This window comes from Nocardioides sp. NPDC058538 (genome assembly GCF_042719275.1).
GTDB lineage: Bacteria > Actinomycetota > Actinomycetes > Propionibacteriales > Nocardioidaceae > Nocardioides.
This window is the reverse complement of the sequence record NZ_JBHXNY010000022.1, coordinates 93,022-105,918: the sequence shown is the minus strand read 5'-3', so window position 1 is coordinate 105,918 and position 12,897 is coordinate 93,022. Positions and strand designations below refer to the sequence as shown.

16 protein-coding genes are annotated in these 12,897 nt (G+C 67.4%); 3 read left to right on the top strand and 13 right to left on the bottom strand.

Annotation, left to right across the window (positions count from 1 at the left end; genetic code table 11):
* Positions 1-409 precede the first annotated feature (409 nt).
* Positions 410-1,681 carry a tyrosine--tRNA ligase gene (gene tyrS, locus ACFWQC_RS19415; RefSeq protein ID WP_378681487.1) on the bottom strand — a complete coding sequence of 424 codons (1,272 nt, stop codon included), beginning with the start codon at positions 1,679-1,681 and terminating at the stop codon, positions 410-412.
* A 134-nt stretch (positions 1,682-1,815) separates the two neighbouring features.
* On the opposite strand from tyrS, the gene ACFWQC_RS19410 reads away from it, so the two are divergent.
* Positions 1,816-3,276, top strand: coding sequence for a serine/threonine-protein kinase (locus tag ACFWQC_RS19410; RefSeq protein WP_378681484.1), 1,461 nt, complete (start codon positions 1,816-1,818; stop codon positions 3,274-3,276).
* Positions 3,277-3,288: 12 nt separating this feature from the next.
* Here ACFWQC_RS19410 and ACFWQC_RS19405 read toward each other — a convergent pair whose 3' ends face one another.
* Genes ACFWQC_RS19405 through ACFWQC_RS19350 form a run of 12 tightly spaced genes read right to left on the bottom strand, consistent with a single transcriptional unit; the run spans position 3,289 to position 9,370 of the window.
* On the bottom strand, positions 3,289-3,624 hold the full coding sequence (locus tag ACFWQC_RS19405; protein ID WP_378681481.1) for a gas vesicle protein K: 336 nt from the start codon (positions 3,622-3,624) through the stop codon (positions 3,289-3,291).
* Entirely contained in the window at positions 3,621-4,253 is a 633-nt protein-coding gene (locus ACFWQC_RS19400; protein ID WP_378681478.1) for a GvpL/GvpF family gas vesicle protein, read from the bottom strand. The genes ACFWQC_RS19405 and ACFWQC_RS19400 overlap by 4 nt, the downstream gene beginning before the upstream one ends.
* A complete protein-coding gene (gene gvpJ / locus ACFWQC_RS19395; RefSeq protein ID WP_378681475.1) occupies positions 4,250-4,447 on the bottom strand; it encodes a gas vesicle protein GvpJ in 198 nt (65 codons plus the stop codon). The genes ACFWQC_RS19400 and gvpJ (ACFWQC_RS19395) overlap by 4 nt, the downstream gene beginning before the upstream one ends.
* Complete coding sequence (locus ACFWQC_RS19390) at positions 4,444-5,247, bottom strand: GvpL/GvpF family gas vesicle protein (protein ID WP_378681472.1); 804 nt, start codon at positions 5,245-5,247, stop codon at positions 4,444-4,446. The genes gvpJ (ACFWQC_RS19395) and ACFWQC_RS19390 overlap by 4 nt, the downstream gene beginning before the upstream one ends.
* Positions 5,234-5,596 (bottom strand): gas vesicle protein, encoded by a 363-nt coding sequence (locus ACFWQC_RS19385; RefSeq protein WP_378681469.1) that lies wholly within the window; start codon positions 5,594-5,596, stop codon positions 5,234-5,236. Before ACFWQC_RS19385 ends, ACFWQC_RS19390 begins: the two co-directional genes overlap by 14 nt.
* Positions 5,593-5,865, bottom strand: coding sequence for a gas vesicle protein (locus tag ACFWQC_RS19380; RefSeq protein ID WP_378681466.1), 273 nt, complete (start codon positions 5,863-5,865; stop codon positions 5,593-5,595). The genes ACFWQC_RS19385 and ACFWQC_RS19380 overlap by 4 nt, the downstream gene beginning before the upstream one ends.
* Positions 5,858-6,094: a gas vesicle protein GvpG gene (locus ACFWQC_RS19375; RefSeq protein ID WP_378681463.1), complete on the bottom strand. Its 237-nt coding sequence runs from the start codon at positions 6,092-6,094 to the stop codon at positions 5,858-5,860. The genes ACFWQC_RS19380 and ACFWQC_RS19375 overlap by 8 nt, the downstream gene beginning before the upstream one ends.
* Complete coding sequence (locus tag ACFWQC_RS19370) at positions 6,085-6,834, bottom strand: GvpL/GvpF family gas vesicle protein (RefSeq protein ID WP_378681460.1); 750 nt, start codon at positions 6,832-6,834, stop codon at positions 6,085-6,087. The genes ACFWQC_RS19375 and ACFWQC_RS19370 overlap by 10 nt, the downstream gene beginning before the upstream one ends.
* A gap of 2 nt (positions 6,835-6,836) precedes the next feature.
* The gene (gene gvpJ, locus ACFWQC_RS19365) at positions 6,837-7,301 is read right to left on the bottom strand and encodes a gas vesicle protein GvpJ (protein ID WP_378681457.1); all 465 of its coding nucleotides are present in this window, start codon (positions 7,299-7,301) and stop codon (positions 6,837-6,839) included.
* Between the two features lie 3 nt (positions 7,302-7,304).
* Entirely contained in the window at positions 7,305-7,559 is a 255-nt protein-coding gene (locus ACFWQC_RS19360) for a hypothetical protein (protein ID WP_378681454.1), read from the bottom strand.
* A 2-nt stretch (positions 7,560-7,561) separates the two neighbouring features.
* Positions 7,562-8,752, bottom strand: a complete 1,191-nt coding sequence (locus ACFWQC_RS19355; protein ID WP_378681451.1) for an SRPBCC family protein — start codon at positions 8,750-8,752, stop codon at positions 7,562-7,564.
* 3 nt (positions 8,753-8,755) lie between these two features.
* A complete protein-coding gene (locus ACFWQC_RS19350) occupies positions 8,756-9,370 on the bottom strand; it encodes a hypothetical protein (protein ID WP_378681448.1) in 615 nt (204 codons plus the stop codon).
* A gap of 152 nt (positions 9,371-9,522) precedes the next feature.
* Between ACFWQC_RS19350 and ACFWQC_RS19345 the strand changes: the two genes are divergently transcribed.
* Together ACFWQC_RS19345 and ACFWQC_RS19340 are read left to right on the top strand one after the other, a co-directional pair.
* Positions 9,523-10,791, top strand: coding sequence for a helix-turn-helix domain-containing protein (locus ACFWQC_RS19345; RefSeq protein WP_378681445.1), 1,269 nt, complete (start codon positions 9,523-9,525; stop codon positions 10,789-10,791).
* Positions 10,792-10,879: 88 nt separating this feature from the next.
* Complete coding sequence (locus tag ACFWQC_RS19340) at positions 10,880-12,883, top strand: fatty acid desaturase (RefSeq protein WP_378681442.1); 2,004 nt, start codon at positions 10,880-10,882, stop codon at positions 12,881-12,883.
* Positions 12,884-12,897 lie beyond the last annotated feature (14 nt).

The window sequence follows — 12,897 nt, the reverse complement described above, 5'->3', positions numbered from 1 at the left end:
CGCTTTCGCAATTCGGCGCATTCCGCGCTTTCCTGCCGAAAGTTTGAAGCCTTACCGCCTCTGTCTTGGAGGACTTTATCGGATCTCGCTTTGTTCTCCAACTCGGCGAATTCTCGCTCTTATCGGATAAACACGATATCCACGCCACACAGCACAAGACAATCAAACTACGGTTCGTCACGGTCGTGATGCCTGATCCGAAGACCTGACTGAGACTCTGAACCGAGCTGAAGCTCGAGAATGTTGGCGGCCGACTCAGGGGCCGGAAACCCGCTCGAAGACTCGAACTTGCTTCCCGCCGCGCCCCGGCGACCAGATGAACATTACGCCTCAGTGACGCGCTTGCCAAATCGAGGAACGCCCCAGGGAAGGCGGTCACCTTCCGCGGGGCGTTCTCGCAGGTCAGAGGCTACTTGAAGCGCACGCCGGCGAACTTCTTCTTGCCCCTGCGCAGGACGACCCAGCCGTCACCGAGCAACTCTTTTTCCCCGAGCGCGCCCTCGGCGTCCTCGACGCGGACGTTGTTGACGTACGCCCCACCCTCGGAGATCGTCCGGCGAGCCTCCCCCTTGGAGGAGACGAGGCCGGCGGCGATGAAGAGGTCGACGTACGTCGGCAGCTCCTCGCCACGCTCCAGCTCGACGGCACCGGCCTCCGTGATCGCGGCCGCCAGCGTCGTACTGCTCAGGGTGGCCAGATCGCCACCGCCGAAGAGCGCGGCCGCGGCCTGCTTGGCCTGCTCGGTCTCCCCTGCTCCATGGACGAGAGTCGTCATGTGATCGGCGAGTGCCTTCTGGGCCACCCGCAGGAACGGCTTCTCCGCGTGCTGCACCTCCAGGGTCTCGATCTCCTCGTGGGACAAGAAGGTGAAGACACGGAGCATCTCCCCCACCTTGGCGTCCTCGACGTTGAGCCAGAACTGGTGGAAGGCATAGGGCGACATCATCGTCGGGTCGAGCCAGAGGGCGCCGCCCTCGGTCTTGCCGTACTTGGTGCCGTCGGCCTTGGTGATCAGCGGCGTGGTGAAGGCGTGGACGGTCTCGCCGGTGACCCGGCGGACCAGCTCGACACCGCCGGTGATGTTGCCCCACTGGTCCGAGCCGCCGAACTGGAGGCTCACCCCGTGCGTACGGAAGAGGTTCAGGTAGTCCATGGACTGCAGGAGGATGTAGGAGAACTCGGTGTAGGAGATGCCGTCCTCGAGACGCTTCTTCACCGTGTCGCGGGCGAGCATCCGGTTGACCGGGAAGTGCTTGCCGATGTCACGCAGGAAGTCGATCACCGACAACGACGCCGTCCAGTCGGCGTTGTTGACCATCGTCGCGGCGGTCTCGCCCTCGAAGGAGACGAACCGCTCGATCTGGCTGCGCACCCTCCCGACCCATTCCTTGACGGTCTCGGGCGAGTTGAGGGTGCGCTCGCCCGAGTCGCGCGGGTCACCGATCATGCCGGTGGCCCCGCCGACCAGTACATAGGGCGTGTGGCCGGACCGCTGCAGGCGCATCGCCATGGTGATCTGGAGAAGGTTGCCCATGTGCAGGCTCGGCGCGGTGGGGTCGAACCCGATATAGAACTTCACACTCCCGCCGGCGAGCGCTTCTCGGAGCGCGTCGCGGTCCGTCGAGTCGGCGATGAGGCCTCGCCACTCGAGGTCGTCGAGGAGTGTGGGATCGATGGACACGTGGTGCCTTTCTCAGGTCGTTCTCAGATGGTGTTTCCGGGGCCCGGAACGGGCTGTCCCGGAAGCAAGGGTAGTAGGCGATACCCCCTAGAGTTGACCACTGGCGAACGCGTTCGAGATTTGAGGGGACCTGGGTGATCGCAGGGAGGTACCGGCTCGAGAGGGAGCTCGGCCGGGGAGCGATGGGGGCCGTCTGGCTCGCGACCGACGAAGTTCTCGGGCGTTCGGTCGCGCTCAAACAGCTGATCGCACTCGACGGCGTATCTGATGCTGCCGTCGAACGCGAGGCGCAGCTCGCCGCTCGCCTTGTCCACCCCAACGTGGTCGCCGTCTTCGACCTGGTGCGCGACGACGACAAGCCCTGGCTGGTGATGGAGTACGTCGAGGGGAAGACCCTCGCTCACATGGTTCGCGACGACGGCCCGCTGCCCGTCGAGGACGCCGCGAGGCTGATCGGCCAGATCGCCTCGGCGCTGCGCTCGGCACATGCCGCCGGCATCGTCCACCGCGACGTGAAGCCCGCCAACATCGTGGTCGGCCGTGCCGACCGCGCCAAGCTGACCGACTTCGGGATCGCGCGCGGAGTCGACTCCCAGACGACACAGACCGGGCAGGTCACCGGGTCGCCGGCGTACCTGGCTCCAGAGATCGCCACCGGTGGGCGGGCCAACCCGGCCAGTGACATGTGGTCCCTGGGGGCCACGCTCTTCCAGGCGCTGACCGGTGAGCCTCCCTACGGGATCGGCGACAACGCGCTGGCGACGCTGTATCGGGTGGTGCACGAGGACCCGCCGCGTACGCCGCTGGCCGGTCGGCTCGCTCCGCTGCTGGAGCACACGATGGCCTACGACCCCGCCGAGCGGTGGTCGGCCGAGGACGTCGTCGACTTCCTCGCAGGGCGGTTGGCGGCCGAGAAGCTGGAGCCGGTGGCGATGCGTACGCAGACGCTCGCCGCGGTCGCGGCTCCTGCGCCTGCGCCGGCCGCGCCTTCAGGACTGGCACAGGCGACGAGCACTCCGACCCGGCGGCGCTGGTGGCCGATCGCGCTCGTCGTCGCCGCGGCGTTGGTGCTGGTGGTCGGTGGAGCGCTGTGGGCCAACCGCGGCGAGGAGCCGAGCGCGAAGCCGAAGCCGGTCGCGTCCGGATCGCCGCTGTCGGAGGCGACCGACAAGGCCACCGAGGACGCAGCCGACGAGAAGTCGGAGGAGGCCTCCGAGAAGCCGTCGCCCAGCGAGACGGCCAGCGAGTCTCCGAGCGAGAGCCCCTCGGCCAGCGAGACCGCCGGCGCGACCGCCGAAGGGATCGACGCCTTCATTCGCAGCTATCTCTCCACCGCGCCCGCGAACCCCGACAGTGCCTTCAGCTCGATGCTGACTCCCGCGTTCCAGGCCAGCAGCGGCGGGATCGAGGGCTACCGCGACTGGTGGGGCAGCGTCGCGAGCACCAGCGTCGTCTCGGTCTCCCCCAGTGTCGACCCGCTCAAGGTGACCTACACGTACAAGTACACGATGAAGGACGGGCGCCAGGACGGCGGCACGGTGACGTTGGGTCTCGTCTACGCCGACGGGAAATACCTCATCGCAAACGAGGGTTGAGCGCCCAGCTCCTCAGAGGAGCTTTCCCAGCGGGCCCAGGTCGATATTGAGGTCCTCCACAGTGAGCCCGAAGTGGTCACGCAGCTCCGTCATCTTCTCGTCCAGCAGCATCAGGGTCTGACCCAGCCGCTCGATGTCCTCCTCGCTCAGGCCTCCCGCATCCATCCGGCGGATCGCCTGGCGCTCCATCAGCTGCCGGAGCAGCTCCACGAGGGTGAGCACGAGTTGTACGAGGCCCTTCTCGACGGATTCCGGATCCGCATCGATCCGTCTGCTCAAGGCGGAGGGCAGGTCGGTTTCCCCGTCCAGGTCCAAGGGCCATGGATCCGCCTTGTCGGGACGCGTCACGGGCTGTCCTCCTGACAGAAGCTGAACGGCGGCCACGGGCCGGTGACCGTCACTCCGGGCCGGTTCTCGCCCCAGTCTCGGATGGCTGTCCGGGCCGCTTCCACGTGCTCGTCGGGTAGCAGGACCGAGAGCCGTGCCTCCTGCGGACGGATCGCCGTGAGCTTCGTGATCTCGGAGGCGTAGGGAGCGAGCAACGCCCGCAGCTCCGCGGCCTCGGCATCATGCTGCTTCAGCTCCTTCGCGCGCCGGCGGAGATAGTCCGAGCCCGTCTGCTCGTCCTTGACACGTTCGGGGACACGCTCGGGCAGCGGGAGGTGGACGATGCACTCGCTGCATCCGGTGACGGCGGCGATCCGGTCGGTCCACTCGCTCTCGCGCTCCGCGACGAGCTCGTCCAGCTCATCGCTGTCGCTCACGACCGTCCCGAAGCGCATCGGCAGCACCGGGACGTACGACCAGAGCTGGTGGAGCGCTCGACCGAACCCGAGCAGCTCGTGCATCGATCGCTCGGGTGGCTGGGTTCTCGATTCGACGAAGACGGTGAGCCCACGGGAGCGGTGTGCTTGCAGCGGGGTGTCGACCGTTTCGCCTGCGCTGTCCGTGGCTGCCACGGCGTAGAGGAGCATCATGGCTGTTTCCCGGACCCAGGTAGCGAAACCCTGTGGGCTGGGGCGAGAACCAGGCGCAGGCCGAGGTAGACGAGGTCGACTCCGGCGAGCGAGAGGACGATGTCGCCGCCCACCACGACACCGCCGTCGATCAGGCGGTCGACGAGGTCGACGAGCGAGGTCTCGTCGAATGCGGGGGAACGCTCGAGCGTCATGACACCATCCCGGTCAGGTCGTCGTCGTGAGGTTCTTCCGCACCGACGAAGCTGTAGGGCGGCCACGGCCCGGTCACCTCTATACGCAAGCCGGCGGTGGCGACCAGATGGTCGTGGAGCTCTTCGGCGAGGCCGAGGAATCGCTGCTCCTCGTCCCGCGCCACGAGGTAGGCGCTGTTGAGCAGCATCGGCTCGTCTCGTCCGGTGACGGCAGCGTCGAGCGGGGCGCGTACGGCGCTCGCGGCCGTGCCGCGACCCAGCGCCTCGTGGGTCTGCGTGACGGCGACCTCGCGCCGTCCGCGTTCGGTGTCGCGGGCGTCCTGTTGCGACCGGCGTCGTTCGAGGTATTCACGGCCACTGCGCGGGGTGGGCGCCTCGGTCGGGCGTGGAGACGAGGTGGGGAAGATCTGAACGGACCACTCGACGTGTCCGGCGACGAACCGCCAGGCGCGTTCGAGGATCAGGCGACTCGAGTCCAGCGCAGCTCTCAAGGCCTCGTCGCTCGGGTAGATGCCGGGCAGCTGCAGCGGCAGTACGTCACCATGCTCGACCAGATGCTGGAGCACCTCGTGGTGAGCAGCGGCGACGGGAGTGACCCAACGCGTGTCCTCGCCGTGCTCAGCCCACGCGGCCTCGCCGAAGGATGCGGCCGCCAGATCGCTGACGACCACCTCGAGGTCGTGGAACGCGACGGTGCGAATGTCCGCGTTCATGATCCCGTGGACAGGCATGGGCCGGGGCTCGTCACCCTGGATGAGTCCGTACGCATGAACAACTGCGGTCGCGTCAGCGGCGCTCACGACTCGTCTCACCTTCCAAGATGTCGCTCCCACCGCCGATGCTGCGCTCGAGCGCCTCGAGCCGCCGACGGAGGTCGAGCTCCTCGTCCTGCTTCTGCTGGTCCTCGAGGTTGCTGACGAACGGGTCGCCCTCCCACCAGTTGATACCCATCTCGCGGGCCTTGTCGACGGAGGCCACCATGAGCCGCACCTTGATGGTGAGCAGCTCGATGTCGAGCAGCCGGACCTGGATGTCACCGACGATGACGATGCCCTTGTCGAGGACACGCTCGAGCACGTCGGCGAGGCTCTCGGGTGAGGACTGGGGCCGGTTGCTCACGAACATCGGTGAGCGCTGAGTCTCGGTCATCGCTCCTCCACTTGGGCTCGGACGTAGCGGTGGACACGGCGATAGCCCGTGATCTCGCCGCCCGGGTCGACGGTCACCTCGTAGGAGGCAAGGACATCAGTCGTCTCCGGGACTCGTTCCAGCTCGAGGATGTCGGCATTGACGACCCAGCCGTCGTCGTCGCGACGGATTGCCGTCACGCCCTCGGCGGGACATCCCACGAGCGCCTCGAGCTCTTCGAGCACGTGCTCGGCGATCGAGGACAGGGTGGGTTTGCTGGGCTCATTCATGCCAGCCCCCGGCCATCAGGCGCTGCACCAGGTCTTCCTCGAGATCGGCGGCCTCCTCCTCGGTCAACAGACCCGCCTCCCGGCGGGCGTCGACGTCCTCGAGCGCGGCTTGGATCGTGGCCGGGTCGAAGTACTGGCTCTCGGCCTCGTCCCGGATCTGCTCGGCCACCCAGACCACGCCGCGTACAGGCGCGATGGGCAGGGTCAACAGCTGCGTGATCAGGCCCATGAGAGCTCTCCCGACGAGGCAGCGTCGAGAAACGCGTACGGCGGCTGCGGACCGACGTAGCGAAGCGACGCCAGCGGCGCCAGGTCATCGCGCAGCGTGGTGACCGTGGCGTCGAGCTCGCTCTGCCGGTCGCGCTCGAGCAGCAGGAACACCTCGGCGGCCTGCAGAGCTCCACGGACCTCGCCGAGGGAGACGGCACGGGCAGTCGGGGCGATCCGGTCGACGACGCCGTCGCCGACCTCGGCCCGCAGCGCTTCGAGCGCGGCCGCGATGGCCTCGCCCAGGCGTACCTCCGCCGAGTGCCGGTCCTGCGGGGCGGCTCGCTGTACGTGGTCGCGCAGCGCGACGAGATCGGGGTCCCGCCGCAGCACCTCTTTGAGCGCTTCCTGCTCGATCAGGTCGACCGAGACGGTGAGCTGCAGCAGGCCTTCGAACCGTTCCAGGAGCGGGCGGACCTCGTCACCGCGACTCTCGATCAGCTCGTGGCGCACGGTGTCGTCGTCCGGCATCTCGACGCCGAACTGCATGGGCAGCACGGTCCCGAGCGCGGCCACCGCCTCGAGCGTATGAGCGTGTGCCATCAGGTCCTCGCGCAGCACGCGCGAGTCGTCGTCCACATCGCTGACGAGCACCCGAAGGCCGCCGCCGTCGATATGGCGCAGCGGACGTTTCGACCGCCCCGTCCGGTCCGTGGGGATCGTGACCGAGGTGTCCGTGACTCCGTAGACGTGGACAGGCACGGTCAGTCCTCCTTCTCCTTGGTCTGCCTTGACGTGCTCTTCCGAGTGCGTCGAGCCGGCTGCTTGCGACCCTGACCTTCGTGCTCGTCGTCGTCCTTGTCGTCGTTCTTGTCGGAGTCCTCATCGTCGCTGCCGAGAATGCTCCCGAGCTTCTCCTTGGCTCCTTCGATCGCGCCGGATGTCTTCCCCTTGGCCCCGGACTCGGTCACCCCCTCGATCAACTCCGGGATGCCGTGCACCTGGGTGTCGGTGAGGTCCAGCCGATTCACCGCCTCGGCGAAGCGTAGGTAGGTGTCGACGCTGGCGATCACGATGCGTGCGTCGATCGTCAGCAGCTCGATGCCGACGAGCGAGACGCGCACGTAGATGTCGATCACCAGACCCTTGTCGAGGATCGTGTCGATGACGTCGGCGAGACTGCTCGGCGCCGGGCGGTCGAGATACCGGTTCTGCTGGGTGATGGTCATGACTCAGTCGCTTTCTGCCGGAGTGCCGGCGGGCACGGGTTGCTCGGCCCGCTTCAGTACGTGCCTGCGGATGTATGCCCGGTTGGCACCGAGCGACCTCGCCAGGCCGGATTTCCCGGACCCGACGAAGTACCCGATGCACCAGTCGAGCTGCTGCAAGGCGTCCTCGGTGGCAGTCCGATAGCGATCGACCTCCACCATGAGCTCCTCGACGTCGCGCTCGAGCTCCTGGACACGGCGTTCGTCGTTCTCGGCCATGGTCAGGATGCCTTCGTGGAGGAGCCGGAGGACGTACGCCTGCTCGTGCTCTGCTTGCTGGCGCTCTGCTTGCTCGGGCTCCGCTTGCTCGTGGTCTTCTTGGCCGCCGGCTTCTTGGCAGCGGTCTTCTTGGCAGCGGTCTTCTTGGCCGCCGGCTTCTTGGCTGCGGTCTTGGCGGTGGTCCTCTTCGCCTGCGGTTTGTCACCGGACGACCCGCTCCCGGACGACCCGTTCCCGGAAGACCTGTTGTTGGAAGACCCGTTGCCCGACTTGCTGTTCTTCTGCCTGTTCTCCGAGCCCTCGCCGGAACCGTCGTCCACGACCTCCTTGTCGTGGATCTCGCCCGTCCACCCCTCGATCTCGTCACGGTGGAGAAGCGTGTGGTTGGCCACATGACGCCGGAAGTGCTTCATCTCGAGGCGAACTCGACGCCCCTGGGCCCGCCAAAGGTTCCCGGTGTGCTCGAAGAGGCCCTTCGGGTGGTACTCGAGCGAGACGAGGATCCGGGTCAGGTTCGGTGCGAGCTCGTGGAAGGTGACCGCACCGTCGACGCGTCCCTTCTCGCTCTCGCTCTTCCACACGATGTGCTCGTTCGGGACCTGGTCGAGGATGGTGGCCTTCCACGTGCGGTGGGACCAGAACACCTGGGCCTGCCAGGTGACGACCTCGTCGTCCTCCTGCTTGACGTTCTCGACCTTCTTCATGAACGACGGGAATTCCTCGAACTGGGTCCACTGCTCGTAGGCGACGTCCCGGCTGACGGGTACGTCGACCGTCTCGACGATGTTGGTCACCTTGAGCTTCTTGCCGGTGGGCTGCTCGCTCTTGTTGAGACCGCCCGAGACCTTGTCAACGGTGTCCTTGACCTGAGTCGCCGTGTCCTTGACCTGGGCGGCGGTGTTCTTCACCTTGCCGACCGGAGCCGTGACTTTGTCGACGGCCGCCTTCGCGCCCGCTTTCACGGTCGAGCCGGTGGACTCCTTCGCCTCTTTCATCGAAGGGACACCGTCGGCGAAGCCGGTCAGTCGGTCAGTGAGCCCCTCGACGCCGCTGCCCAGCTTGCTCAGGCTCCGCTTCCCGAAGGCGCGGCTGAGGACCAGGACCTCCTTACGCAGCCGATCGACGGGTAGCTGCGACAGAAGGCCCGAGTCCTCCGTGTCGGCAGCCGCTTTCTTGCGTGTCTGCTCCGTCATGACTCAGGCACCTCCTGTCGGCGCACCTGCGCGCTGACGACGGGAGCTCCGCGCGCGCCGGCGCGGCTTCTCCTCTCCCTCGTCCTCGTCCTGCTGGTCCGCCTCGTCTTCGGGCTCGTCCTCGTCTTCGTACTCGTCCTCGGGCTCTTCCTCAGCCTCGTCTTCGTACTCGTCCTCGGGCTCTTCCTCGTACTCGTCCTCAGGCTCCTCACCCTCGGCCTCGTCTTCGGCTTCGTCTTCGTACTCGTCCTCGGGCTCCTCGTCCTCCGGAACCTCGTCGGCGTCCTCGTCGGCGTCCTCATCGGATGACGACGCGCTCAAGAGCGTGCTCCGCTCGTGCATCCGATCGCTGAGCTTGTCGATCTGGCTCGCGGCCGCGGCGACCGCGGCCGCCTTACCAGCCGTGACGAGCTTTCCGCTGACCTGCTGCCCGAGCTTCTGTACGTCCGACGAGCCGCCAAGGCTCTGAGTACCGATCTTCAGCAGCTCGAGACTGCGGTCGCGAACGGCGCTGTTGCTGAGCGCCGACGCAACGACCACAGCCATTCGAAGCTTCTTGAATCGCCCGAGCACATAGCCAGCCGCTACAGCGGCTCCTACGCGCGTGGTGACAGACATGTTCGTGCTCCCTCCTGGGGTGGCCCTCCACCATCCATTACCCCGGGCGGTACCCGATGTGACGCGCGCCATACGTTGGTCCTGGAAGTGGACGCGCGCAGTGTCCATGAACGGCGAGGATTGATCCCCGGAACGCTCGGTAGTCTCCGGACATGGGTGTCAGCGCGGGACAACAGCAGAACCTGCCCGAGTCGGTGGTGGTCGAGCTGCGCCGTACTGCTGCCGAGCTGTTGGGGCACGTGGCGTCGTACGCCGATGACATGCTCGCCTACATCCTCGAGCAGATCCCGGAGGCGAGCGCCGATGACGAGCTCCGTGGCCTGACGCTGGGGTCGTGCTCGTCGAACCTCGAGGCCGCGCTGTCGATGGTGCGGCACGGTATCGACGTGAGTGCCGCATCGGCGCCGGTCACCGCGCTCGAGCATGCACGTGCCATGGCCGGACGCGGCTACAGCGTCGATGTGATGCTGCGCTTCTACCGGATCGGCCACGCCTACTTCAGCGAACGGATCCTCACCGGGGTCAACGACTCGATGCCTGACCCGGCCCTCGCCCTGGCGGTGGTGGCACACCTGCAGCACTACGCGTTCGCCTACGTCGACCGCATCTCCAGCGAGGTCGCCGCCGAGTACGTCGCAGAGCTCGACCGGATCCAGACCCAGGCGCGCGCTGCGCGGACGGATGCGGTCCGCACCCTGATCGCGGGTGGACGGATCGATCTCCGCCGCGCGGAGCGCACCTTGTCCCACCGGCTCACCGGATGGCAGACGGGCTTCGTCTGCTGGACCGACAGCGACGACGTCGATCTGGCGCGGGTGGGTGAGACCGTTGGAGCCCACTTCGGCTCACCCCATCCGCTGCTCGTCCCGGACGGCGCTCGGGCGCTGTGGGGCTGGGTCTCCACGACAGGTGCTCCTGGCGTCGCACCGACGGACCTCAGGCCTCTGGCAGGGAGAGTCCCGGAAACGGTCCGAGTCACGCTAGGCACGCCCGCGCAAGGCGCCGTTGGCTTCCGGGGCTCGCATGTCCAGGCCCAGCGCGGCCGTCGGATCATCGAGCTCGCGGGGCGCGGAGCAACGGTCACTCCGTACATCGACTTGGCGCTCGTGGATACGATGAGCGGCGACCTCGACCTGACCCGTGCCTTCGTCGCAACCGAGCTGGGCGGCCTGGCGGTGGCCGGGCGCCGGGAGGAGGAAGAACGGCGGGCGCTGCTCGCGGTGCTCGACGCACAGGGTGGCCTGGCGGCCGCGGCCGACGAGCTCGGCGTACACCGCAACACCGTGCTGCAGCGCGTACGCCGGGCCGAGGAACGACGCGGGCGTCCCGCGACCGAGCGGGTTGCCGAGCTGCATGCCGCGTTGCGTCTGGTGGGTGTCCTGGGGCCGCTCGTGCTCGCACCGGAGCCTGACCAGACCTGACCGGGTTTGTGCCCGATGTGCTGCGCGCACATCGACATGGGCTCGGCACCTCTCGCGGGGTGCTGCTCGCGGTTCGTACGTTTCGAGCATGTCAACTACGACGGAGCAACCCTCAGCCTCCCGCCATGCGCTCCCCGACCCGGGCGAGAAGGTCCCGGCGATCTCCTGGCCCATCGTGGGCATCTTCTCCGGCGCGATCGCGGTCTTCGCGGTCTCTACCTGGGCGGCGTTGGCCGAGCGCCTTCCCCTCCCGGTGACGGTCCTGCTCAGTGCGGCGGCGATCTTCGTGCTGTTCACCGTCTTGCACGATGCCGCGCACTACTCGATCAGCACCCACCGCTGGGTCAACGTGGCCTTCGGCCGGGTCGCGATGCTCTTCGTCTCGCCGCTGATCTCGTTCAGGTCGTTCGCGTTCATTCACATCGAGCACCACCGCAACACCAACGACGACGACAACGACCCCGACCACTTCGTCAGCGGCGCTCCGTGGTGGCAGGTTCCGTTCCGGTTCCCGCTGATGGACGTGCCGTACCTGTCCTTCCTGGTGCGCAATGTTCGGCGGCGACCGCGGGCAGAGGTGCTCGAGACGGTCTTCCTGATGAGCACGACGATCGCCGTGATCGTCGCCGCGGGCTTCACCGGACATCTGTGGACGCTGGCGGTGGTGTTTCTGATCCCCGAGCGAGTCGCGATATTCGTGCTGGCCTGGTGGTTCGACTGGCTGCCCCACCACGACCTCGAGGACACCCAGCAGGAGAACCGCTACCGCGCCACCCGTAACCGGGTCGGCTCCGAATGGGTCCTGACTCCCCTGCTCCTCTCGCAGAACTACCACCTCGTCCACCACCTGCATCCCTCGATCCCGTTCTACCGCTACGTCGCGGCCTGGCGCCGCAACGAGGAGGCCTACCTCGAGCGGGAGGCAGCGATCGGCACCGTCTTCGGTCATCACCTCGACGCGGAGGAGTACCGCGAGTGGAAGACGCTGAACGGCAAGATGGCCCGGCTCCTCCCGGTGCGGATGCCGAGGCGGTCTTCGGCTCGTGCCGCGGAGTTCCATCCGGTCCCGGTCGCCGGCGTCGAGCGGCTGACCCAGAACAGCGTGCTGATCCGCTTCGACGTGCCCGACGAACTGCGGGAGAAGTTCGCCTTTGAACCCGGACAGCACGTCACCATCCGCACCGACCTCGGCGGCGAGGGCGTACGTCGCAACTACTCCATCTGCTCCTCGGCCACCTCCGACACCTTGGCGATCGCCGTCAAGCACATCCCCGGCGGGGCCTTCTCCACCTTCGCGATGGAGCAGCTCCGAGCCGGCGACACTCTCGACCTGATGACACCAACCGGGTCGTTCGGCACCTCGGTCGACCCGCTCACCACCAAGAGCTACGTGGCGATCGCCGCCGGCAGCGGCATCACCCCGGTCCTCTCGATCCTGCAGACAACCCTCGCCGTCGAGACCGAGAGCCGATTCACCCTGATCTACGGCAACCAGGACGCGGACGGGACGATGTTCCGCGACGAGCTCGATGACCTCGAAGCGCGGTACGCCGACCGCCTCCGGATCATCCACGTACGCTCCCGCGACCCCCGGCACCCGGAACATCTGCGCGGTCGGATCGACCGGGCCAAGGTCGATCGGTGGCTCGGGCCGCACCTGACCGCGGCCTCGGTGGACGAGTGGTTCCTGTGCGGACCGGTCGAGATGGTCGCCGACCTACGCGACCTGCTCCTCGAACGCGGCGCCGAGCCGGATCGCGTCCACGTCGAGCTCTTCCACGGCTATCAGAAGCCCCGCGTCGCCGACGGCTTCGCCCCGGCCACCGTCACCGTCGGCCTCCGCGGCCGACAGCAGGAGGTCTCCCTGGCGGCCGGCGACACCGTTCTCGAGGCCGCGCTGAAGGCCGGGCTCGAGGCGCCGTACGCCTGCCTCGGCGGAGCCTGCGGCACCTGCACGGCCAAGGTGACGCTGGGGTCGGTCGCCATGGAGCAGAACTTCGCCCTGTCCTCGGCCGAGGTCGAGACCGGACATGTGCTCACCTGCCAGTCCCGCCCGACCACGCCGACGGTCACCGTCGACTACGACGACTGAGCCCGACACCTCGG

Coding starts and splice junctions, on each gene's coding strand:
- ACFWQC_RS19400 (WP_378681478.1), bottom strand. CDS start 4,253: ATGATGCTCCTCTACGCCGTGGCAGCCACGGACAGCGCAGGCGAAACG.
- gvpJ (WP_378681475.1), bottom strand. CDS start 4,447: ATGACGCTCGAGCGTTCCCCCGCATTCGACGAGACCTCGCTCGTCGAC.
- ACFWQC_RS19385 (WP_378681469.1), bottom strand. CDS start 5,596: ATGACCGAGACTCAGCGCTCACCGATGTTCGTGAGCAACCGGCCCCAG.
- ACFWQC_RS19380 (WP_378681466.1), bottom strand. CDS start 5,865: ATGAATGAGCCCAGCAAACCCACCCTGTCCTCGATCGCCGAGCACGTG.
- ACFWQC_RS19375 (WP_378681463.1), bottom strand. CDS start 6,094: ATGGGCCTGATCACGCAGCTGTTGACCCTGCCCATCGCGCCTGTACGC.
- gvpJ (WP_378681457.1), bottom strand. CDS start 7,301: ATGACCATCACCCAGCAGAACCGGTATCTCGACCGCCCGGCGCCGAGC.
- ACFWQC_RS19360 (WP_378681454.1), bottom strand. CDS start 7,559: ATGGCCGAGAACGACGAACGCCGTGTCCAGGAGCTCGAGCGCGACGTC.
- ACFWQC_RS19355 (WP_378681451.1), bottom strand. CDS start 8,752: ATGACGGAGCAGACACGCAAGAAAGCGGCTGCCGACACGGAGGACTCG.
- ACFWQC_RS19350 (WP_378681448.1), bottom strand. CDS start 9,370: ATGTCTGTCACCACGCGCGTAGGAGCCGCTGTAGCGGCTGGCTATGTG.
- ACFWQC_RS19345 (WP_378681445.1), top strand. CDS start 9,523: ATGGGTGTCAGCGCGGGACAACAGCAGAACCTGCCCGAGTCGGTGGTG.
- ACFWQC_RS19340 (WP_378681442.1), top strand. CDS start 10,880: ATGTCAACTACGACGGAGCAACCCTCAGCCTCCCGCCATGCGCTCCCC.